We start from the raw sequence: 23216 nt of genomic DNA, 5'->3' as shown, positions 1-23216 counted from the left end.
ACGATGCTCAACGACATCATCAACAGGGTCGCCCGCGTCGGGGCGATCCACGCCGGTAACCGGCCTAATCCGCCCACCGATCGTCCAGCGCCCGGCCAGGGGAAGCCGCCGACCTCGCCGAAGAAAAAAATCAAACATAAAAGCTTTCTCGGTGCGATGGCCGGAGCGATTGCCGGGGCTCTGGTCGCCGCCGCCGTGGCGGCGGTTGCCGTTGCCCTGATTGGCGTAACCGGTGGGCTGGCCATTGCTGTGGTGGGGGCGGTGGCCGTCTTTGCTGCGGGTGATTTGATCTCCTCCGTCTCAGGCAGAGTATCGGCGATGGTGGACAGCGTTACCCCGGATTTTGGCACTGTCGACAGTGGCTCTGACAACGTGTACGTCGAGAAGCAGCGGGTATCGCGCGCGGAGGTCGATGTTGTTATCTGTACCAAACATAACTCCCCGCAGCTTATCGCGCTGGGCAGCGATAGCGTCTATGTCAACGACCATCCGGCGGCCCGTGTTGACGACCAGGCCGTCTGCGGTGCGACCATTAAAGAGGGCGCGGCGACGGTCTTCTTTGGTGCCGGTCAACAGAAATGCCTGGATGTCGCAGATGAATTCAGCTGGTGGGAAAAAGCGCTCCTGATCGCGGTGGAGTTTCTGGTTCCCCCCAGTCGGGGGTTGTTCAAAGGCCTCGGCAAGCTGTTTATAAAAGGCCCTCGAGCCGTGGTTAAAGGGGCGCGAGCAGGGGCCACATTTATTGCCCGGCGGGCCGCGCAAAAAGCCAAATGTGCCTCGAAGGCGTTTATGAAAAATAAAGGCCTGGCACGCGTAAAAGAGGCCGCCAAAGCCTTCAAGAAAGACCCCGTCTACATCGCCAGCGGGGAGGTGATCGAACAGCGCATTGATTTTGAACTCGGACAAACATTGCCGCTGGTCTTTGAACGAACGTATCGCACGGGATCGGCCCATCAGGGGCTGCCCGGTAAAGGCTGGCATGACAGCTGGAGCGAGGCGGCCTGTGTCAGTCGGGAAGGGCTGGAGGAGACCGTTGTCATTACGCTCGCCGGTGGGTATGACATCGACTTTACCTTCCATCAGGATCAGCAGCGGGTCTTCAGCCCTCACTATCCGGAGTTTGTCCTTGAGCGGCGGGAAGATGGGTTCCATCTGTGGAATCGGGATACGCGCAGCTGGCGTGCCTTTACGGTACCTGAAGGCGATCGGCGACTGCTGTCGGCCATTTATGACACCCATGAGAACCGCATCGAGTTTATCCGCGATCGCCAGGGCTTCCTGCGCCACGTCCGTCACAGCGACGGTATCGAGCTAACCTTGATATGGCAGGGAGAGTATCTGCAGCGTATTACCCGCAGCGATGGCGCTCAGAATATCTTCCTCGCCAGCTATACGCAGGACGACAAACACCAACTGATCGAAGCGGATGCGATCCACGCCTGGCACCTGTATTACGAGTATGACCGCGCAGGGCGTCTGACCCGCTGGCATGATAATGACAAGACCTGGGCGCGCTATGAGTATGACGCGAAAGGACGATGTGTCTATACCACCTGTGCCGGTGGTTTTTTAACTGCCCGCTTTGATTATTTACCCGACCGGGTGGCGATGACCGACGGCCAGGGCCAGCGCAGCGAATATGGTTTTAACGATCTTCATCTGATGAGCTGGGCGAAATCTCCTCTCGGTCATATCACCCGCTACGAGTATGACGACTACGGCAATCTGCTGCGGGAGGTCTCTCCGGCCGGTCGGGTGGTCGAGTTCAGCTATCTGGAGGAGTCCGGCCTGGTCACCACCTTTACCGACGGTAGCGGCGGGGTCTGGTCATACGATTATGATGAGAATGAACGTCTGTGCGGCTTCAGCGATCCGCTCGGGCGCAGCTGGGACTGGGTATTTGACGAGGCCGGTAATCCGGAAAAACTGACCGGCCCGGATGCCGGTGAAATGCGCTTTAGCTGGAACCGGTACGGGCTGCTGACCGAAGTCAGTGACCAGGCCGGGGACGTTCAGGCGCGTCTGAACTACGACCACCGCAGGCGCCTGCTCAGCACCACGGATGCGGAAGGTCGCACGCAGCAGCTACGCTACGACAGGCAGGACCGGGTCGTGCAGTTGCAGGGACCGGACGGCGCCCGCTTTGGTCTGGGTTACCGGCGGGAGAGCTGGAAGCTTCCGGAGCAGCTGATCCGCCCGGATGAGCGTGAAGAGCGGCGACACTACGATAAACATCACAACCTGGTGAGCTATACCGACGGCAACGGCGCGCTGTGGCGGCAGGAGTTTGGCCCGTTCGACCTGCTGGTGTCACGGACCGATGCCGAGGGACGTTGCTGGCGTTACGACTACGACAAAGAGAGTCAGCAGCTGACAGCGGTCATCGGCCCGGACGGGAACCGGTGGCAGTGGTGGCTGGATGCGGCAGGCCAGGTAGTGCGCGAGCGGGATATGGCCGGGACGCAGACGCGCTATGAATATGATGAGGACGGACTCTGTATTGCGGTCATTAACGGCGAAGGCGAATCCCGGCACTTTGTGTATGACGGTCGCGGCCTGCTGCTGCGTGAAAGTAGCGGTGATGAGAGTACGGATTATCAGTACGATACCGCAGGCCGCCTGACGGCGGTGACGTCGGGAGAGAACGAGAGCCGGTTTGAGTATGACGACCGCGACCGGGTGGTGGCGGAGTGGCATAACGAACAGCATATCCGGCGTGCGTTTGACGACACGGCACGCACGGTGAGCCGGACGCTGCAGTGGTCCGAAGAGGACGCAGAGCTGACCAGCCTGTACCGCTACAGCAAAACCGGGGAGCTGCAGGAGGTCGTGCTGCCGGACGGGGCGGCGCTGACGCTGACCCGGGATGCGGCGGGCCGGGAGGCAACCCGCAGCGCAGGCGAGTTTGCCCGCGCCAGAGAGTATAACCTGATGGGCTGGCTCACCCGGGAAAGTAGCGGCCAGCAGCAGGACGGACGACTCCAGGCGGACCAGACCCGGGAGTATCGCTATGATGGTGCGGGGAACCTGAAAGCTGTCCGCCATAACCGCCAGGCGACGGGGTTTGAGCTGGATACCAGCGGACGGGTGCTGTCGGTGTTCACGGCGGGACCGGACCGCAATACCACGGTGGAAGAGCGGTATGGCTATACCCGCAGCGGCCAGCCGCAGGATGCCGGACGGCTGGCGGACTGGCAGGCAGGACGGCTGGTTCAGCAGGATGATACCCACTACCGTTACGACCGGGCCGGAAGGCTGGTCAACAGACAGCGGGTGCAGCCCGGTTTCCGGGGGCAGGCCTGGCACTACCGCTGGGACAGCCGCAACCAGCTTCGACAGCTTGAGACCCCGGACGGTAAACGCTGGGAATATCGCTATGACAGCTTTGGCCGCCGTATCAGCAAACGCTGCGGAGACGAGGAGGTGCGTTTTCTGTGGGATGGCGACCAGCCAGCGGAAGTTCGCCACTACCGCAATGGGGAGTGTGTTTCCCGCCGTCACTGGGTGCATAACGGCTGGGAGCTGCTGGTTCAGCAGAGGCAGATTACCCCCGAAAAATGGGAAACGGACTTTGTTACCAGCGACCAGAACGGTGCGCCACAGGCGCTCTATGGTGATGACGGGGTGCTGCGCTGGCAGCCGCCGAAGGCGACGCTGTGGGGTCGCCGTACCGTCAATGATGACAGCCCCGATCCGGGCCTTGGCTTTGCCGGGCAGTACCGTGACAGTGAAAGTGGGTTATGTTATAACCGATTTCGTTATTATGACCCGGACGGTGGTTGCTATATCTCGCCGGACCCGATAGGGGTACTGGGCGGGGAGAGTAATTACGGGTATGTGCATAATCCGGTGGGGTGGGTTGATCCTTTTGGGTTGGCGGGTTGCCCATTAAAAAATACTGAAACTTACTATAGGTCGATGCATCCTGATGACTTTAAGCATTTGCTAAAAACCGGAAAATTACGAGGCACCTCGGAGACATTCCTTTCCCCAACTAGAGCATTTTCGGAAGGATATAAGGGAATATTAGTTCGTTTTGATTTGAAATCTGGTACAACTGATGCTTTGAAGGCCATCGGTGTTAGAGATAACTCTAAGATCACAAGAGCATTTTCTGATATGCCATTTGTTTCTACCATAAAAGATGGGTGGAAAAATTCTTATGCATATTTCAAAGGTGAGCGTGGGCAGTTAAACATTGGGCTTGGTACAGGAAAAGCTCTTGATGTGTTCAATGCTGGAATAGATAAATTTACAAAAATAGCAGAGATTTTGAAATGAATGAAAATAATACAATGTTATTAGAGGGTTTTTACTCTCAAAAAATATCAGGGGATGAGTTGAAGGAACGATTTTCTTTGGAGGGGAAAAGTACGTCTGAATTTATAAGTAACCTATTGATAGAGGCTAGTGATAATAAAGATCCAGATTTGCTAGAAGATGGGATTACATTGATCTTTATTTTTAAAGATGTGAGGTATCCAATCAAGGAATTAAATTCTTTATTGTTGGAGTCGTGGCATTACAAACATGAAGATATAGCTAGTTTATTACAGGATGCAAAGTCCCCGACTAGCATTGATGCGCTTAACAAGGCTATTGTGAAAAAATTTGACTATCTAGATTTTGATGATAGTTACGCTTTAGCAGTGAAGTGTATATGGGCTCTAGGGGAGATTGGAACGCCAGAGGCTATAGATAAACTGACTAAACTTTCAATATCAGATAATGATGTTATTAGAGATAATGCAATAAATCAATTGAAAAGACATCGGTTATTATAAATGGAAATAGCCCTGTAATATAGGGCTATGTGTATTTTGCTAAAAGTTAGTGAAGTCGTAATGTTTTTCCTTGGGTAACTTAAAATTAGCTTCTTCTATCCTACCGTTTAACACTAAATTATGAATGTCATGTGAAAGATTCGTAATGTCTGAAATGTTTAAAACCCATTCCTGGACGTATTTTTGGACTGCATTACCTCTTAGTCCCACTTGAATTGTGCGATAATTTAGTTTGTTCAATTGTATATCTCTTTCTGGATCCCATTGCACAACAACATTACTTTCTCTGATTTTATTTTTCCAAGTGTAAGGAGAATTGTAGTTTTCAGGTAGGAAATGATTTGTGATACCCTGTTCTAATATTTCTTTAAAGCCATTGTGTGATATATCAATTGCTAAAATTCTTTTTTGATCTTTGTCTTTCATCCCCCATCCTGCACGGTACATCATCCATAAAAAGGATGGTTTAATCCAGGTCATTCTTGTCATACTAAAAGGTGGTGAAACGAATGTTCCATTTTCTAAAGCGCTATCTGCAATAGTGTCTGAATACGCCTGATATACTCTGACAAAATCTTTAGTATAAAACGCACGTATCTGTCTTTCTTCGGAAAAACCACTTCTTGTCATTTACCATCCTCCTTTTATTTGGTTTGCTGTTTTGCAAGCTAAATTAATATTATATCTCATGCTTTATTGCAATGAAAGAATATCTTAGTTTGCTTGGTAATGTGTGGGAAATACTGATGTTGATTGTTTTCAATACTGACAGTTACCTTGGCCATTCTGTAGATAAAACTACCGAGGTATGGCGGTAGAATATGAACTATGATGCTTATTTTTGTGTGATTTAAAACCGAATCTGATATTATGAGCCATGGAAGGACCGGATTCGCATCTGGACCCGATAGGGGTATTGGGTGGGGTGAGTAATTACCAGTACACTCCTAATCCTATTACATGGATCGACCTGCTGGGGTTATCAAAGTGTAGGCTCAACCCTAAAGATATTCATTACATGCAGAGCTCCATTAAAAATCAGACAGAGGCGCATACGGTACTGGATAACGCTACCGCTTTGTCTAACGGAACTCTTAAAGCGGCTGATCTTCCTGCTATTAAGGTTTTACAGGATACTGCAGGTAAAATATAGACTCTGGGTCATCGAAAGTTAGCTGCATTTAAAATAGCTGGTTTGGATAATGTATCTGTTCAATGGGCTACATCCAGGGAAGTTGCTGATCAGATGTGGAAAATGACAACAAGGATAGGCGGTGAAAGCATTATCCTGTAATTAGGTAATGGTATTAAGTAAATAATAGGCGGATGAAATGGATAGAGGCTATAATTCTGCTAGCACTAAAGATGAGTTAATCAAGTTGATTTATTCTTTGGTTTCTGAAATAAAAAGTAACCCTAATAAATGGGAGAGCAATGATCTTCCATCTTTTTTGGAAGCAATGGCTTCATGGATGGAGGATATGGAGGGCTTCTATGAAAATATGAACAAACCATATCCTGACGATGTTAACTGGAGTGTATTAGGCGATATATTGATGGCTGCCAGAGTTTATGAGTAATTTAGTCGCCGGGGCCTGGTCTGACACTGTCGCAACCAGCTTCGACAGCTGGAGACCCCGGACAGCATCGCTATGACAGCTTTGGCCGCCGTATCAGCAAACACCACGGAGACGAAGAGGTGCGTTTTCTGTGGGATGGCGACCAGTCAGCGGAAGTTCGCCACTACCGCAATGGAGAGTGTGTTTCCCGCTTGAAAACCTCCAGCCCTTAAACCTTATCTGATGTTCTGACGCGCTGAGGCGGGTAATCATGTAACCCACAGTCTTATTTATCTGAGGGTTACATTTGCTGGTAAAATTTAAGCGTTCGCGGTCACACGACGAAGACAGAAGACTGGCCCTGTGGCTCGCCACCGCAGCCGGACTCCTCAATGCCATGGCGCTTGGTGCCTTTGGTTTTTTCCCGTCTCATATGTCGGGAAACACCTCCCAGTTGTCCAGCGAAGTTTCCACAACCGACATTCGCAGTATCATTTTCTTTGGCACCATCATTATCGCCTTTGTCTTCGGATCGGTTGTCTCGCGACTGAGCGTTATCTGGGGGCAGATAAAAAACGTTCGCACTGTTTTTTGTCAGGTGCTTATGCTCGAAGGCCTGGCGTTAATCGCTATTTCTTTGTACGAAATCTACAGCCACTCGCCGACCTCGAACCGCGAAATCATCGTGTTACTGTGTTTCCTGATGGGGGTGCACAATTCAACGTCATCTCAGTTGTCCAATGGTCGGGTTCGTTCGACGCATATCACGGGGACGCTGACGGATGCAGGCATTGCATTTGCCTCTGTGCTGGCGGCTATGCTGCGTCGCGATTTTTCTCGCGACAGCGAAGGCCAGAGAAGTCAGTTGCTGACGCATACCGTCACGATCGGTTCATTCCTCACCGGCGGGATCGCCGGGCTGGTGCTGTTTCAGTGGCTGGCCTTCAAAGCTATCACCGGCGTTGGAATCATGCTGATATGCGTTGCGCTGGGGTCGATTATTTCTATCAAGCGACGTGTGAGGTCGCGGATACAGAAATGACTGAGCTGTGACGACACCTTTCCGTGCGCCGATAACATATTGTTATTCCCGCTTTAACCCCGCTGGGCTATGCTTAACGCCATCACCAGAATGGAGACACACAGAATGCACTTTATCACCAGCAAAGAAGACGACGATAAAAAGGGCGCGGACGCCACCAACGCCAGCCAGTTGATGCAGCAAAAGCTGCTGGATGCCCGCTCGATCATTATCTCCGGTGAAATTAACCAGGCGCTGACCGAGAAGGTCGTGACCCAGCTTCTGCTGCTGCAGGGGATCAGCGACGCACCGATTAAGATCTATATCAACAGTCAGGGTGGTCATGTCGAAGCGGCGGACACCATCCACGATATGATCAAGTTTATCACCCCGGAAGTGCACATTATCGGCACCGGTTGGGTAGCCAGCGCCGGGATCACCATTTTCCTCGCGGCGAAAAAAGAGCACCGCTACGCGCTGCCGAACACGCGCTTTATGATCCATCAGCCGCTGGGCGGCGTGCGCGGTCAGGCCAGCGATATTGAAATCGAAGCCAGAGAAATTATCCGTATGCTGGATCGCGTGAACCACCTGATCGCCGACGCTACCGGCCAATCCGTTGAGAAAGTGAAGCAGGATACCGACCGTAACTACTGGATGAACACGCAGGAAGCGATTGATTACGGGATTGTTTCCCGCGTCGTGAAAACCTACGGCGAGCTGAACCTGGACTAATCCTCCCGGACCTTCTCCCTCGCGGGGGAAGGTCTCCTCCTGCCAGAAATAGCACTTTCCTCCCTTCTCTGACTTCTTCACACTGTTGGCTCTGACATAAGGGATCAATGGTATGAAAAACGGTTATTTCACTGCCCTGGCGCTGCTTGCCGGACTCAGTGCCCCTGCGCTGGCGCAGGAATATGGCGTGACCTTCGAACATAAGGACTGGGAAGTCGTCTGCGACAATACCCTGGCCTGCCGTGCGGCGGGCTACAGCACCGAAGACGACGCCAGCGGCTCGGTACTGCTGACGCGTGAAGCCGGGCCGAATACGCTGGTTACGGGGCAGGTGCGACTGGCAGAAGCTGGAACTTCGCCGACAAAGGTAACAATGTGGGTCGACGGTCAGTCCGCTGGTGAGCTGAAACCCCTGGAGGATGAAAGCTGGCAGCTCTCCGATGCCCAGACGCGAAAAGTGATCACGGCGGTGAAAGGCAGCGGCCGCGTGGAGTTTACCGGCGGTGAGAAGCCGTTTGTGCTCTCGGGCAGCGGGGCTAACGCCATCTTCCTGAAGATGGATGCATCTCAGGGGCGTCTTGACTCTCCCGGTGCGCTGATTAAACAGGGGCACAGGCCTGAAAGCGGCGTGTTCCCGGCACTTGATGCTCCGGTGATCCAGCGAGTAAAGGTCAACGACCTCCAGATGCGGCCGCTCACCACCCCGGAAATGGCGGTGGTGAAGCCGAAACTGCTTACTGCACAGCGCAAAGATGAGGAGTGCGAGCTGCTCGCATCACCGTCGGAATTTGCCCAGCCAGGAGATAATGACATCCTCCTGACGCCCGTCGATGATCGCCACGTTCTGCTCTCCACGCTCTGCTGGCGGGCGGCGTATAACGAAGGGTATGGCTACTGGGTGATGGACAGCGCGTTAACAGGAGACGCTGACCTTATCACCACATCGGGCCTGTCATATAGCGACGGCATGATTGCCCAGGGCCATAAAGGTCGCGGGCTGGCGGACTGCATGTTTACCGCAGAATGGGTATGGGACGGCAAAACGTTTATCCAGAGCCGGGAAGCCATGACCGGGATGTGTCGTTCTATTCGCGCCGGCGGAACCTGGGATCTGCCAACGTATGTGACGAATGTGAACCAGGACAGCAGAAAGTGACGTAAACTTTGTCTCCTCGAAAAAATGAACACTATAATTTCCATAATTATTTTTTTTGGTAAGAATAGTGTTCATGATTGCTATCGAAAAACGCCGCGCCGTTGTTTTTCCTCGTAACCAAAAGATCCTGGCACAGCTGGAACAGGAACGTATGGCTCCGGCGTTTAATATTTGATTTGATAAGCCCATAGCCCGAAACCCTCCGGAAAACACTATGCTGAAAAACCTGAATCATCTGACGCTGGCGGTGAGCAAGCTGGATCACAGCATTGTTTTTTATCAGCAACTGCTGGGGCTAAAGCTGCATGTGCGCTGGGATAATGGGGCGTATTTGACCTGCGGTGAACTCTGGTGCTGCCTGTCGGTGGATGCCTCGCGGCACTTTGTGTCACCGCAGGAGAGTGACTACACCCACTATGCCTTTAGCATCGCGCAGGAGGATGTGACTGCGTTTATCGCCAGGCTCGATCAGGAAGGCGTAACATGCTGGAAAGAAAATAAAAGCGAGGGCTTGTCTTACTATTTTCTTGACCCGGACGGACATAAGCTGGAAGCACACGTCGGCAATCTGGCGCAGCGACTGGCTGCATGTCGGGAAAAACCCTATCAGGGAATGGTCTTTTTTGACTAACGGGCGTAATGGCGGCAGCATTTCAGAGGCTTCTGGCTCCGGGGCTTTGACGGTCAGCACAATGCAGCCCTGCATTCCACAATACAATAGGTGCCAGCCGTGACAACGATTAAATCCAATAGAAATGTATTGGAAAGGTGGAGTAATAAAGTCATGTAGCGAATGAGTTTATTAACATTCATTCATATTACACCTAATCCACTCGGGTTATTTGTTTGTTGTTATCAATCCAGAAAATAATATTCTTATACGTGATGCCGTGTTTCCAGGGCGCCTCTTTCGTGTTCAGCCAGCCCACAACAATCACCTCTTCCTTCGCTTTAAATTTCAGCAGCGTTCCAGATGTGTGAGAACGTAGCTCCGGGCAGAAAAAATCTTTCTCACCATCCTCTTTGGATACCCTGCAGGTTTCGCCTTTAGCCGTGAAAAAAGCGCCGTTGGCTACAGGGGTTTCTTCTTTTTCGACGGTGAGCGCAATCGCGACGGGATAATCAATTTTCGACGCTTTTTTGAAAAGCGTGGGATAGCGATTTTCATCAAAGAAAAAATCATTCCAGCTCACTTTTTTCTTATTAAACATGATGGTGACTAGCTTGCTAAGCTCTTCTTTATCTTCACTATCTTCTATTCTGGCGCGCAGCTTTGCGATTCCCGCAGCGGAATTAAAATAGTCGGTCAGCTTTTTCTCTGTTCGCTGGTAGTGGGTTCGCTTACGCTCTTTTTCACTGTCTTCAGCGGCTTCATCAAGATCCTTTTGAGCCGATTTCAACTCGCGTACGGCATCGACAAGCACATTCATTCGGAAAACATAGTTCCCGTTATCCTCTGCGAAAACCTCCTGCGCATCCTCAATATTGGTGGATTCCGCGACAAGAGCATCGACCAGCGATTTCATCGTATTTTTGCAGCCCGGTTCATGGGCGGTATTCGGCCAAAGGCGCAGATAGGCAGGGATGTTTTTACCCAGACGTTTAAAAGAATCAACCCAGACGATTCGGGTCGCGCAATAGCGGCAGATCAAATAATCCTTATCTTCTGGCGCGATCTCAGAAATATGCATTTTTTTATTCTGCTTCCCGGTATGGCGGGCATAAAACATTTTTAGTCCAGCTGCCATGATATCACTCCCTTTAACGTTGCCATCTCGTTCGATAAATCCATTCTATGGGATGTAGTACGGAGATGAAAGGATCCGATTACGTTGTAAATTATCAGAGTCTGGCGTCTATTTATGAAAGAAATACAGGTGAAATAAGAGGGGCCGGTCAGTTTCTCCACCCAGTCTGGTCCATACACATTCAGAAACCTCCGTATATACCCATCTTTACGCTTAAAGCCAGCTGTCTCTACTACTCTTAATACCCTAAGCAAAATTTTTAACCCGCATATACGGCAAAAAGGAGACAGTGATATGGCTTACCAGACGGTGAATCCTGCCAATAACCAACTTATTAAAGAGTATCCGGCTCACAGTGATAAAGACGTCGAGGCGGCGCTGAAAACCGCCGATGCGCTCTACCATTCCGAATGGGCAAAAGGGGATCTCGGCCAGCGACTGCCGGTGCTGCATAAACTGGCGGACCTCATCGATAGCCGGTCAGAGGAGCTGGCGAAGATTGCCAGCCAGGAGATGGGTAAGCTTATCGAGCAGAGCCGGGGTGAGGTCAAACTCTGCGCGCAAATCGCCCGCTACTATGCCGATAACGCCCCGCGTTTTCTGGCCCCGGTGACCTACAAAACCGAGCTGGGCAATGCCTGGGTTGAGCATCATCCCATCGGCGTGATCATGGCCGTTGAGCCGTGGAATTTCCCTTACTACCAGTTGATGCGCGTCCTGGCGCCAAACCTGGCGGCCGGTAATCCGGTGATCGCGAAACATGCCAGCATCGTACCGCACTGCGCGGAAACCTTCGCCCATCTGGTGCGGGAAGCGGGTGCGCCGGAAGGTGCCTGGACCAATCTGTTTATCTCTTCGGATCAGGTTGCGAATATTATCGCCGACCCGCGCGTTCAGGGTGCGGCGCTGACGGGGTCTGAAAAAGCCGGGAGCGTGGTGGCCGCCCAGGCGGCGAAACACATTAAGAAATCGACCCTCGAACTGGGCGGCAATGACGTTTTTGTCGTGCTGGATGACGCCGATCTGGAGAAAGCCGTGGAGACGGGCGTCGAGGCGCGCCTTAATAACGCCGGACAGGTCTGTACCGCCGCGAAGCGCTTTATTGTGCATCAGCGCGTGGCCGGACAGTTCCTGGAGAAATTTACCGACGCCTTCCGCAAGGTGAAAATCGGCGATCCGCTGGATGAGAGCACCACCCTGGGGCCGCTCTCCTCGAAGGATGCGCTGGAAACCCTGACGAATCAGGTCAACGAGGCGGTGAAAAAGGGCGCGAAGCTGCATCTTGGCGGCAAGCCCGTCTCGCGGGAAGGTAACTTCTTTGAGCCAACGATCCTGACCGGGATCTCGCGGGAGAACCCGGCGTACTTTGAAGAGTTCTTCGGTCCGGTGGCGCAGGTCTACGTGGTTAACGATGATGACGAGGCGGTACGTCTGGCTAACGACTCCCACTACGGCCTGGGCGGGGCGATATTCAGTCAGGATATTGAACGTGCCAAAAAAATGGCCTCGCGGATCGAAACCGGGATGGTCTATATCAACTGGCTGACCGATACCGCAGCCGAGCTACCATTTGGCGGCGTGAAACGTTCCGGCTACGGCCGCGAGCTGTCGGATCTGGGGATCAAAGAGTTTGTGAACCAGAAACTGGTGGTGGTGCGGGAATAATTCTCTGATTCCCCGGTAACCCTGTGTTGCCGGGGAGGCTGACATCTTTTTCCACTTATCCTGCAAACGCCTGCTCCCGTTGCATCCGTCTCTGAATTTGCCTTCCATTTTCGATACCACACCACTCACGCTTAATGACGTCCTCAGATGAATTGTATATTCTTTTTTGTATATACAAACAGGGAGGGCCAGAGCATGCAAGGCGGACAAAAAAAGAGAAACGGTATGAGCAACGTTAAACATAAACGCGGTGAAGCTGCCGTGCTCCGTCCGGAACGGGAGGCTGAACTTAACGCCCTGGCCAACAAGCCGGATGAAGAAATTGATTACAGTGATATTCCTGGCACAGGCGATGAGCAGTGGTCCGGGGCGGTGCGCGGTAAATTTTATCGCCCGCTCAAAACCCAGGCTTCGGTGCGTATCGACGCAGACGTTATGGCATGGTTAAAACAGCCGGGCAAAGGATATCAGACGCGCCTGAATGCGATTCTGCGTGAGGCGATGCTGCGCGATCTCAGCAAAAAATAGCCGGGCCGCCCTGCGCAGCCCTGACTTAACATGCGTTACTTCTTCAGCCCCGCAAACGCCGCCCGAATCTCTTCTTCCGGCAGCTGAACCCCGATAAACACCAGGGTGCTGTGCGGCGCTTCATCGCCCCACGGGCGGTCCCAGTCGGCGCTGTAGAGGCGCTGCACGCCCTGGAACAGCAGGCGGTTCGGTTCACCGTCGATCCACAGCATCCCTTTATAGCGCAGCAGCTTCTCGGCGGATTCCAGCAGCAGGTTTTCCATCACCCGTGACACGTCGCTGATATCAACCGGGTAGTCGAGCTGCAGTACGATGGAGGTGATGTCGTTCTGCTTGTCGGCCATAAAGTGGAAACGCGGTTTGGCCGGGAGCACGTTCTCTTCCAGCATAAACCCGTTGGTATTAAACAGCAGGGCCAGATCGATGTCCCCATGGTTTACCGTATAGAGCGGCGCACGGGCGTTGATCCGCGCCAGACGTTCACGCAGTTTCTCACTGTCACCCGCGACGTCGGTTTTACTCAGCAGAATGCGATCCGCGTAGCCAACCTGCGACTGGGCGAGGGTGAACTGGTTCATCTGCTCATCGGCATGGACGGCATCGACGAGGGCAATCACGCCATCGAGCAGGTAGCGCTGGCAGAGGATCTCATGGGAGAAAAAGGTCTGAATGATCGGACCGGGATCGGCCATGCCGGTGCACTCGATCACCAGACGGTCGAATTCAATCTCGCCACGATCCAGGCTGTCGAGCAGATCCAGCAGCGCATCTTCCAGCTCGTTAGAGCGGCTACAGCAGATACAGCCGTTGGTCAGGGTTTTGATCTGGGTGGCGCGGTCGCCAATCAGCTGGTCGTCGACGGAAACTTCACCGAATTCGTTTTCGATAACGGCAATTTTGTAGCCGTGCTCTTCGTTGAGAATATGGCGAAGCAGAGTCGTTTTGCCCGCGCCGAGGAAACCGGTAAGTAGGGTGACTGAAATCGGTGTCATGGGTCTCTCCGTTTTAACAGCAGCGTATGCCGCCTTCACCACCTCCGCCGTAGCGCGCTTCCTGGCGCTCACGGAAGAATTCGTTATAGGTCATACACGGCTTATCCGGATGGTTGGTCTTCATATGCTCAACATAGTTGTCGTAGTCCGGAATACCAATCAGCATCTTTGCCGCCTGACCGAGATATTTTTTAGCTTCGCCTAAATTACCAAACATATTCAATCCTGATAAGAACAAAGCCCCGCCGAAGCGGGGCCTGATGGGACCAGATTAGTGGTGTGAAGAGGTCTTCACGCCGCCTTCCGGTACCGGGACATACGGTGTTTCAGCATCGGAACGTGTCGTGTTGTTACGCACGTTCAGCCAGGTTTTGATCCCGTAGAAGATAATGCTGTAAACCACGATCAGGAACAGAATGCTTAAGCCCGCGTTGGTGTAGTTGTTCACCACGATATGGTTCATGTTGGCAATCTGCTGTGCGGTCAGTTCGCTGCCGCCGGTCGCAATCTTCTCTTTGTACTGGCTGGCCATATAGAAGAAGCCTTCCAGCTGCGGGTTGGTGCTGAACAGTTTCAGACCCAGCGCCCAGGTGGTGCAGAGCAGCAGCCACAGAGCCGGAACCACGGTAACCCAGATATATTTGGTGCGCTGCATTTTAATCAGCACAACGGTACCCAGGACCAGCGCCACGGCAGCCAGCATCTGGTTAGAGATACCGAACAGTGGCCACAGGCTCTTCACGCCGCCCAGCGGATCAACCACGCCCTGATACAGCAGGTAGCCCCACAGGCCTACGCAGCCCGCGGTCGCGACGATACCGGCAACCAGAGAGTCGGTTTTCTTCAGGAACGGAACGAAGTTGCCCAGCAGATCCTGCAGCATAAAGCGGCCTGCGCGGGTACCGGCGTCCAGTGCGGTCAGGATAAACAGCGCTTCGAACAGAATACCGAAGTGGTACCAGAAGCCCATATCCGCCATCGGCAGGACTTTATGGAACACGTGAGCGATACCAACCGCCAGGGTCGGTGCGCCACCGGCACGGTTCAGGACGGACGGTTCGCCGATATCCTTCGCAGTCTGCAGGATCTGCTCAGGCGAGATCACAAAGCCCCAGGAGCTGACGGTCGCTGCCGCATGGGCACTAACGTCTTTCAGCTGCGCCATAATCACGGCCGCGTTTTCGCCACCCATTTCATGCAGGTTAGGCATGGTGATGCCCAGGCCGGCCGGCGGGGTGTTCATGGCGAAGTAGAGGCCTGGCTCGATAATCGAAGCCGCAACCAGCGCCATAATCGCAACGAAGGATTCCATCAGCATTGCGCCGTAGCCGATAAAGCGGGCATCGGTTTCACAGGCCAGCAGTTTCGGTGTGGTACCGGAGGCGATCAGCGCGTGGAAGCCGGAGACGGCGCCACAGGCGATGGTGATAAACAGGAACGGGAACATTGCCCCTTTCCACAGCGGACCGGTGCCGTCAATGTACTGCGTGACCGCAGGCATTTTCAGTTCCGGGTTGAGGATCACAATACCCAGCGCCAGACCGACGATAACGCCGATTTTCAGGAAGGTTGCCAGATAGTCGCGCGGTGCCAGAATCAGCCATACCGGCAGCAGGGCAGAGACAAAGGCGTAGCCAATCAGCGCAAAGGTGATGGTGGTGTCTTTAAAGGTCAGCGCCGGGCCCCAGTACGGGTCATGGGCGATTACGCCGCCGAACCAGATGGACGCCACCAGCAGCACAATACCGATAACCGAGATCTCACCCACGCGGCCCGGGCGGATATAGCGCATATAGATACCCATAAACAGCGCAATCGGCACGGTGGAGCAGACGGTGAACACACCCCACGGACTTTCCGCCAGCGCCTTAACGACGATCAGCGCGAGTACCGCAAGGATGATGATCATAATCAGGAAGCAGCCGAACAGGGCAATGGTACCCGGTACGCGACCCATCTCTTCCTTAATCATTTCACCGAGAGAGGCGCCGTTACGGCGGGAGGAGATAAACAGCACCATAAAGTCCTGTACCGCACCGGCCAGTACCACGCCCGCCAGCAGCCACAGAGTACCCGGCAGGTAACCCATCTGCGCGGCGAGAACCGGACCGACCAACGGACCGGCACCGGCGATAGCGGCAAAGTGGTGACCGAACAGAACGTTACGGTTGGTCGGAACGTAGTTAAGCCCGTCGTTATTGATCACCGCTGGGGTGGCACGGGTCGGGTCGAGCTTCATCACCTTCTGGGCGATGTAGAGGCTGTAGTAGCGATAGGCAACCAGATAGACCGACACCGACGCGACGACGATCCACAGGGCGCTAACGTGTTCGCCGCGACGTAGCGCGACAACCGAGAGGCAGAAAGCCCCGATGATCCCAATGATCATCCAGGGTATGTGCTTGAATAGCTTTTTAATATCCATAGTAAACCTGGCTTTATAAGCAAATATAAGCAGCCGAAGCCGCGTGGGTATGTGAGGAGTTAATTGAATAAAATGCTGCCGACGATCATGCCAGATGCGCATGCTGGCAAGGGGGAGAGTTACGTGAGTGGTCGAATACGAGGGGTAAGCGGTTTGCCCGCTGGCTAAGCGGTTGTCCTTACCGACCTCAGGGGATAATTATGTGATTGAGATCACTATTAAAATCCCCTCAACGGCGGGTAAACAGGTGGAGTAAAAGTCGTAAGATTAAATATCCCTGTAGCATGATTTACCATAAAGTTTTCCTGGTTTTGGCCGAAAACTCTGTTATCTGCCTATAGGAAAGAGAAAAAATGTTAAACCGTATGAAAATTGTAACCAGCTTGCTGCTGGTTCTGGGAATTTTTGGTCTTTTACAGCTCACGTCCGGCGGTTTGTTCTTTAACGCGCTGAAACACGACAAAGAAAACTTCACCGTTCTTCAGACTATCCGTCAGCAGCAGTCGACGCTGAACGCCAGCTGGGTTGCCCTGCTGCAAACCCGTAACACCCTCAACCGCGCCGGTATCCGTTATATGATGGATCAGAGCAATATTGGCAGCGGCGCAACGGTGCAGGATCTGATGCAGATCGCCACCACCACCCTGAAAACGGCGGAAAAGAACTGGGCTGATTATCAGGCGTTGCCGATCGATCCACGTCAGAGCCAGACTGCCGCACAGGAAATTAAACGTAACTACGATATCTACCACGGTGCGCTGGCCGAGCTGATTCAGCTGCTGGGTGCCGGTAAAATCAATGAGTTCTTCGACCAGCCGACCCAGAGCTATCAGGACGGTTTTGAGAAGCAGTACAACGACTATCTGGTCCAGAACGACCATCTGTACGAAGTGGCCGTTGAGAATAACAACGACTCCTACGCTCAGGCGATCTGGGTGCTGATTAGCGTTCTGCTGGCCGTACTGGCGGTGATTATTATTGCCTGGCTGGGCATTAAGAAAGCGTTGATTGCTCCGATGCTGCGTCTGATCGACAGCATCCGTCATATCGCCGGTGGCGATCTGGTGAAGCGTATCGATGTTGAAGGCACTAACGAAATGGGCCAGCTGGCCGACAGCCTGCGTCATATGCAGGGTGAACTGGTGCGTACCGTCAGCGACGTGCGTAACGGTGCTAACGCGATTTACAGCGGCGCCAGCGAAATCTCTTCCGGTAATAACGACCTTTCTTCCCGTACCGAGCAGCAGGCTGCTTCTCTGGAAGAGACCGCTGCCAGCATGGAAGAGCTGACCGCGACCGTGAAACAGAACGCCGAGAACGCCCGTCAGGCCAGCAATCTGGCTCTGAGCGCCTCTGAAACCGCGCAGAAAGGCGGTAAAGTGGTGGATAACGTGGTGCAGACCATGCGTGATATCGCCGGTAGTTCGCAGAAAATTGCCGATATTATCAGCGTGATCGACGGTATTGCCTTCCAGACCAATATTCTGGCGCTGAACGCCGCGGTCGAAGCCGCACGTGCCGGTGAGCAGGGTCGTGGCTTTGCCGTGGTGGCAGGGGAAGTCCGTAACCTGGCCCAGCGTAGTGCCCAGGCAGCTCGCGAAATCAAAGGCCTGATCGAAGATTCCGTCAGCCGGGTTGATGTCGGTTCTACCCTGGTGGAAAGCGCCGGTGAAACCATGGATGAAATCGTCAGCGCGGTGACCCGCGTGACCGACATTATGGGCGAAATCGCCTCTGCGTCCGATGAGCAGAGCCGTGGTATCGACCAGGTCGGTCTGGCTGTTTCTGAGATGGACCGTGTGACCCAGCAGAACGCCTCCCTGGTGGAAGAGTCCGCAGCAGCAGCAGCGGCGCTGGAAGAGCAGGCGAGCCGCCTGACCCAGGCGGTTTCCGTGTTCCGCGTGATGCATGAGCAGGGTGCAAAATCCCGCAGCTATACCAGCAATGTCAAAGCCGCCCCGGCCCCGGCAGTCAGCCGCAAGCCTGCGACGGCAGAAGCGAGCGACAGTAACTGGGAAACCTTCTGATGTCCTCACCCCCGGCTTTGGCCGGGGGTGACCCCTCCTGCCACTTCCCCAGTATCAGATCGCGCAGACCAGCAGCGGCGAATAGAAATTACTGAGGATCAGTGCATTATCCGCCGTTTTCTCAATTTTTAGCTGTCGCTTTTGTCCTGGCATTAGCCCAGCAACGTATTTCTCCAGCACGCCGTCGGGCACTTTATCGTGGCCGAAACGCTCGATGCTGACGATGGCGATATCGTAAAAACGTTCCTGCGTGTGGCGCCAGCTGAAGCTTTCCTGTCGTGAAACGGGCCAGACTTCTCCGGCGGCGGCAATATTGCCGTTCAGATTAACGCTGCCGCTGCCGTCGGGGCTGAACTGCATGACCACCAGGCCTTCAAAGCGAAACTGGCTGTGCTGGTTGCTGTCATTGAAGCTCAGATAGCCATGGCAGTTAAGGGAGAGCTGCTCCTGCTGCTGATGCCAGAGCACCGCCGTCAGGATAATCCCCAGATTGAGCAGCAGGACGATCAGCAGGGAGGTTTTCGTCATTGTGCTCACCACCTGTAGTAATAGAGCGTGCGGCAGGCGCTGGCCCGGCCCCGGGAGTGGGCGCACTGGGACAACACCAGACGGCCACTGTCGCCGTAAAACAGAGCATCCTGAATATGCAGGTAGAAGACCCCATCGCCGCTGCAGGTGAAGGTTCCCTCCCGCTGTATGGCCTGCGCCAGGACAATTGCCCGGTCGTGGAAAACGTCCGCCAGCGGCGCAAAGGTGTAGACCGGGCAGCGGCCAATATGGGAAAGCAGAAAGACATCGCTTTGATTTTTATGCTGCTTCCAGGCCAGCAGCGAGGCGCAGACGACCAGCGTGATTAAGGTGCCGAGCAGGGCCAGCCAGTGGGGATCGCGACGTGCATGGGCTACGGGGGCAGCCAGGGTCAGGCGGACAACGCGCAGGTCCGCACTCAGCATAAAACCGGTTTTAGGCACGGTAACGATAAATGAGGTTTCCGGCACCATGGCCGCCAGCATTTTGCGCAGAATGCTGATGTACTGGTTCAGAGAGTTATTCGACCCCTGCAGCCCGCGCCGATCCCAGACCTCACTCAGGAAGGTATCACGTTCAACCACCATACCTGCGTGCTTCACCAGCAGGCTAAAGATGGTGTTCGCCGTGTCGGTTAGCCGCTGGCTTTCAGCGCTGTCCATGAGCGTGAGCGTGGCATCGTCATCGTTATAGATGAGCGTATCGGCAAGTTGGTATTTCATGGCTGATCGCAGTGGTTTCGCAGAGGAAAGGCGCATCCTGAAGGCTAAAACCGTATTTTAGTTTTATTTGTTACCGATAACATTGATCCAGATTGGCTAATGCTCAGGTTAATAATCGCACGATGACGATGCTAGGGTTGAAACGTTTCCAGCGGCATCAGGCTGATTTTACGGTGGAAATCCACCAGCGTATGGCTGTGAAACTTGTCCATTGCGTTGCGTTTGTGGGTGTGAATCGTTTTGGGTGATTTTCTCAGTATTCTGGCGATCCCCCCGACGGTGAAGCCTTTGATAAACAGTGAACAGACGCGCATCTCGGCGGGGGTTAGCGGCGTTCCCCGGGGAGCAATATGGCTGAAGTCCGGGACTTTTAACCGCTGTATAAGCTGTTTTAACGGCAGATCGGAGGGGACAAGGCAGACGCATTTATGGGGCAGAAAGAGGCGAAAACTCTCTATCTGCTGGCGCTCCGCAAAGGCGATCCATTTTGTCTGCGGGTTGGGTTCCAGCACCTGTTTGCGCAGGCGTAAAAGGCTTTCGGCCCCGGGGGTTTTGATCCAGGCAATATCCGGGCGAGGCGTCATGTGTTCGCCTATCAGGTGCCGAAGTCCAAGGTTGAGATAGTAATTGTCGCTGAGGATCAGGATCTGATACGGCGAGGGTAATGTTGTCGGCATCATCTGCGTTTCTTTCCACCAGTATGGGAGGGGGCAGTGTAGGACTGGATGCGACAAGCGGATATTTATAAATACAATTTGTAAATATATGAGATAAAAATCTGGTATATAGCGAGCATATAGATTTATATTTCTGAATTGCGCCCGGCTCGGCCGCCGGGCGACAGGCTTTTATTAGCCTTCTGCAGCGACAATCTTGATTTCGACCATTCCTACACCCAGTTTGCGCGGCGCGTGGCCGAGGATATTGCCCTCGTTGGTTGCCTGCGGAGCGGGCGGAACGATCTCGAGTGTATTGCTGCGCGACGGGTTATCGAAATGCAGGGTGGTGGTGGTGACCTCATGTCCGAGCGTCAGGGGCTGCTCCTGGCCGCCGACGCGGACCGGGATCGGCTTACCGGCGTTCTGGCCAAAGGCTTTGGCGGTGATGACCAGGTCGAATTTTTCCGGGAGCGGATCGCGATACTCAATCTTCACCGCTTCGCCAAGCTGGGCGTTAGACCAGCGTCCCCAGCTTTCTGGCCGCGAGATACCGCTGAACTGTTTCACCTCTTCCGGCGCACCGGCCACGTTAAAGACAAAGCTGTCGGCCTGATAGCGCACATCGTTGTCGCCGACCTTCAGCATCTCGACGTTACGCTGGAAGCGGGCTGAGTCGATCACCGTGTCTTTAAAGGCGGTTTTGCCTTTCCAGTGTGCGCTGTCGACGTGCTGTACCTTCTGCTCGCCGCCGAGCTGGCCCTGGGAGACGCACCAGTCGGTGGAGAGCGCCAGTTCAGGTGACCATAGCTGCGCCATTTTGTAGCAGCGATCGACCCAGACAAAGTTATCGCGTGGGGCAAAATCCGCCAGCTGGAAACGCAGCGGCGCGGAGTATTCACTTTCCGGCAGCGGCTCGACGCGTTTATCCGACACCCGTAACAGCAGCGGCAGGCGGAACTGGCTACCGGAGAAGGCCAGCATGTTCTTTTCCCGATCGACGGCGAATTCTTTCATCTCTTTCGGGAAGTTCCACAGGCGGATAATGTCCGGTTTCCACGCCAGGGTCTTCTCTTTCATATTGAGGAACACTTCGGACAGCGACTGCCCCGAAATGCTGCTGCGGCCCAGGCCGATAAAGTTATCCCCACCGAGGATATCCAGCACCGTGGCGCCGTTATCCATGGTGTTGCGCTTCACCGCCAGCGTATCCTGCTGCGGCTGGTCGCCGCGGATCACAAAGAACAGGTTGCTGCGATCCTGTTGATTGAGGTATTTCCACGCCGTATTGTTCATCGCCAGATGATCCGACGACACCACGATCACCGTATCTTTAAACCAGGGCGAGGCTTTGATTTTATTGATAAACGCGGCGATATGCTCCTGGCTACAGCCGACGGCGCTAAAGGACTGATTGGCCTTGCCGTCAAATTTATACTCTTTGCGGTTGCAGGTACGGGAGATAAAGCCGTCCGGGTGATGGGTATCCACCGTCAGCGTAAACAGGGAGAAGCGCTCTCCGGCGCGGGAGAGTTCTTCAAATTTTTGCCAGGCGGCGTCCAGCACCGTGTCGTCATAAAAACCCCAGTCGTTGCGGTAGGTCGGGTCCGCGACCGTGCTTTTTAACTCTTCCGCGCCGTACAAATGATCAAAGCCGTGGGACTGCAAAAAGACGTCTTTTCCGGCAAAGCGCAGGTTGGCGCCCTGGACGAAGTAGTTGGCGTAGCCGGAGTTTTTCAGGATATCGCCGAGGCAGATATTCTGCGGGAAGAAGCTGGATACCGAGGCCGAAGCGTTGCCTTCAAAAGGGGCGAATAGCGGAATGCCGCACTGGGAGGCGACCATCCCGGCAATCGTATAATCCGTGCCGGGCAGCTGGGCGGTATGGCTGAAGTCCAGCCCTTCATTTTTTAATGTGCTGAGCTCCGGGGCCAGGTCGGGAAAGGCGTCGTTGTCGAAATACGTTCGCTCCAGGCTTTCACCGTAGATATAAACCAGGTTGAGCTTTGGATTGGGGATGGCTTTCGACGGCTCCTGATAAAACGCGGCAAAGTCGGGATCGCCTTCGCGGGTCTGGGATTTAACCAGGTCCGTAATCTGGGTAAACGCCGGGCTGGCGTCCACCGACGCCAGGGCGAGAACCAGCGCCACCAGGCTGTAGCCCAGATGGTGCGGATGATGGCGGCGACGGCGGAGGATCCAGCCGAGCGCGGCAAAGACCGCCACCAGCGCCAGTACCAGTCCGACGCCGGGCAGAAGGTATTTACCGAAGCCTGCGCCGGTCAGGCTGTTGGTCAGGGTGTAGAGGACCGCGTCATTGATACCGTCGCCGGTAAAATAGTTACTGGCGTACAGGGTGATATTCAGCACCACAAACAGGCCAAGCACCGTAAGGGTTGCGGCAAACCACCAGGTATTACGTCCGGCTTTCCAGGCGTAAATCACCACGGAAGCCAGAAACAGGGCAATGGACAGCAGCTCCGACACAGATGTTCCTCAGTCATGCCAGGCCACGCCCCGGCTTCAGGTATCACAATGTAAATGTGATGTCACGCAGCTGCAATTTTAGTGTCATTAAATTGCCTTGTTGTTCAGAATTGGTTTAGAAATGGCGTAATTTGACGGCGATCGCAGTCGATTGTCGAGAGAGAATTATGCGCCTGCTTCCGT

At 53.9% G+C, this 23216-nt stretch carries 19 protein-coding genes; 10 read left to right on the top strand and 9 right to left on the bottom strand.

All coding sequences use genetic code 11. The features are described from left to right. Positions 1–3 precede the first annotated feature (3 nt). Together EDF81_RS13760 and EDF81_RS13755 are read left to right on the top strand one after the other, a co-directional pair. Positions 4–4281, top strand: coding sequence for an RHS repeat-associated core domain-containing protein (locus EDF81_RS13760; protein ID WP_123348679.1), 4278 nt, complete (start codon positions 4–6; stop codon positions 4279–4281). Then, positions 4278–4784 (top strand): HEAT repeat domain-containing protein, encoded by a 507-nt coding sequence (locus EDF81_RS13755; protein ID WP_123348678.1) that lies wholly within the window; start codon positions 4278–4280, stop codon positions 4782–4784. The genes EDF81_RS13760 and EDF81_RS13755 overlap by 4 nt, the downstream gene beginning before the upstream one ends. Positions 4785–4823: 39 nt before the next feature. Here EDF81_RS13755 and EDF81_RS13750 read toward each other — a convergent pair whose 3' ends face one another. Further along, positions 4824–5414, bottom strand: coding sequence for a DUF4291 domain-containing protein (locus EDF81_RS13750; RefSeq protein WP_123348677.1), 591 nt, complete (start codon positions 5412–5414; stop codon positions 4824–4826). A gap of 701 nt (positions 5415–6115) precedes the next feature. On the opposite strand from EDF81_RS13750, the gene EDF81_RS13740 reads away from it, so the two are divergent. From EDF81_RS13740 to EDF81_RS13720, 5 genes are all read left to right on the top strand, one after another. Continuing rightward, positions 6116–6364, top strand: coding sequence for a hypothetical protein (locus tag EDF81_RS13740; protein ID WP_123348676.1), 249 nt, complete (start codon positions 6116–6118; stop codon positions 6362–6364). A gap of 286 nt (positions 6365–6650) precedes the next feature. Next, on the top strand, positions 6651–7385 hold the full coding sequence (locus EDF81_RS13735; protein ID WP_123348675.1) for a YoaK family protein: 735 nt from the start codon (positions 6651–6653) through the stop codon (positions 7383–7385). 105 nt (positions 7386–7490) lie between these two features. Next, complete coding sequence (locus EDF81_RS13730; protein WP_123348674.1) at positions 7491–8099, top strand: ATP-dependent Clp protease proteolytic subunit; 609 nt, start codon at positions 7491–7493, stop codon at positions 8097–8099. A gap of 112 nt (positions 8100–8211) precedes the next feature. Beyond that, the gene (locus tag EDF81_RS13725) at positions 8212–9255 is read left to right on the top strand and encodes a DUF1176 domain-containing protein (protein WP_123348673.1); all 1044 of its coding nucleotides are present in this window, start codon (positions 8212–8214) and stop codon (positions 9253–9255) included. 214 nt (positions 9256–9469) lie between these two features. After that, positions 9470–9886, top strand: a complete 417-nt coding sequence (locus EDF81_RS13720; protein WP_123348672.1) for a FosA family fosfomycin resistance glutathione transferase — start codon at positions 9470–9472, stop codon at positions 9884–9886. Between the two features lie 193 nt (positions 9887–10079). On the opposite strand, the gene EDF81_RS13715 is transcribed toward EDF81_RS13720, so the two are convergent. Further along, a complete protein-coding gene (locus EDF81_RS13715) occupies positions 10080–11003 on the bottom strand; it encodes a hypothetical protein (RefSeq protein ID WP_148049929.1) in 924 nt (307 codons plus the stop codon). A 294-nt stretch (positions 11004–11297) separates the two neighbouring features. Between EDF81_RS13715 and EDF81_RS13710 the strand changes: the two genes are divergently transcribed. Both EDF81_RS13710 and EDF81_RS13705 read left to right on the top strand, forming a co-directional pair. Beyond that, a complete protein-coding gene (locus EDF81_RS13710) occupies positions 11298–12668 on the top strand; it encodes an NAD-dependent succinate-semialdehyde dehydrogenase (protein WP_123348670.1) in 1371 nt (456 codons plus the stop codon). 225 nt (positions 12669–12893) lie between these two features. Next, complete coding sequence (locus tag EDF81_RS13705; RefSeq protein ID WP_123348669.1) at positions 12894–13196, top strand: BrnA antitoxin family protein; 303 nt, start codon at positions 12894–12896, stop codon at positions 13194–13196. A gap of 35 nt (positions 13197–13231) precedes the next feature. Here the strand turns inward: EDF81_RS13705 and yjiA are convergent, their stop codons facing one another. Genes yjiA through btsT form a run of 3 tightly spaced genes read right to left on the bottom strand, consistent with a single transcriptional unit; the run spans position 13232 to position 16613 of the window. Continuing rightward, a complete protein-coding gene (gene yjiA, locus EDF81_RS13700; RefSeq protein ID WP_123348668.1) occupies positions 13232–14188 on the bottom strand; it encodes a GTPase in 957 nt (318 codons plus the stop codon). A gap of 13 nt (positions 14189–14201) precedes the next feature. Beyond that, a complete protein-coding gene (locus tag EDF81_RS13695) occupies positions 14202–14405 on the bottom strand; it encodes a YbdD/YjiX family protein (RefSeq protein WP_123348667.1) in 204 nt (67 codons plus the stop codon). A gap of 54 nt (positions 14406–14459) precedes the next feature. Then, complete coding sequence (gene btsT, locus EDF81_RS13690; protein WP_123348666.1) at positions 14460–16613, bottom strand: pyruvate/proton symporter BtsT; 2154 nt, start codon at positions 16611–16613, stop codon at positions 14460–14462. Between the two features lie 353 nt (positions 16614–16966). Here btsT and tsr point away from each other — a divergent pair, with 353 nt between their 5' ends. Further along, positions 16967–18640, top strand: coding sequence for a methyl-accepting chemotaxis protein (gene tsr / locus EDF81_RS13685; protein ID WP_123348665.1), 1674 nt, complete (start codon positions 16967–16969; stop codon positions 18638–18640). Between the two features lie 54 nt (positions 18641–18694). Here the strand turns inward: tsr and EDF81_RS13680 are convergent, their stop codons facing one another. From EDF81_RS13680 to opgB, 4 genes are all read right to left on the bottom strand, one after another. Beyond that, complete coding sequence (locus EDF81_RS13680) at positions 18695–19168, bottom strand: hypothetical protein (protein WP_123348664.1); 474 nt, start codon at positions 19166–19168, stop codon at positions 18695–18697. 5 nt (positions 19169–19173) lie between these two features. Then, positions 19174–19890, bottom strand: a complete 717-nt coding sequence (locus EDF81_RS13675; protein ID WP_123348663.1) for a winged helix-turn-helix domain-containing protein — start codon at positions 19888–19890, stop codon at positions 19174–19176. Positions 19891–20021: 131 nt separating this feature from the next. Beyond that, positions 20022–20570 carry a LuxR C-terminal-related transcriptional regulator gene (locus EDF81_RS13670; protein WP_123348662.1) on the bottom strand — a complete coding sequence of 183 codons (549 nt, stop codon included), beginning with the start codon at positions 20568–20570 and terminating at the stop codon, positions 20022–20024. 171 nt (positions 20571–20741) lie between these two features. Next, positions 20742–23033 carry a phosphatidylglycerol--membrane-oligosaccharide glycerophosphotransferase gene (gene opgB / locus EDF81_RS13665; RefSeq protein ID WP_123348661.1) on the bottom strand — a complete coding sequence of 764 codons (2292 nt, stop codon included), beginning with the start codon at positions 23031–23033 and terminating at the stop codon, positions 20742–20744. Between the last annotated feature and the right edge of the window lie 183 nt (positions 23034–23216).

This window comes from Enterobacter sp. BIGb0383 (genome assembly GCF_003751845.1).
Taxonomy (GTDB): domain Bacteria; phylum Pseudomonadota; class Gammaproteobacteria; order Enterobacterales; family Enterobacteriaceae; genus BIGb0383.
Note: the sequence above shows the minus strand (reverse complement) of the source record. Positions and strands in the feature narration are given on the sequence as shown.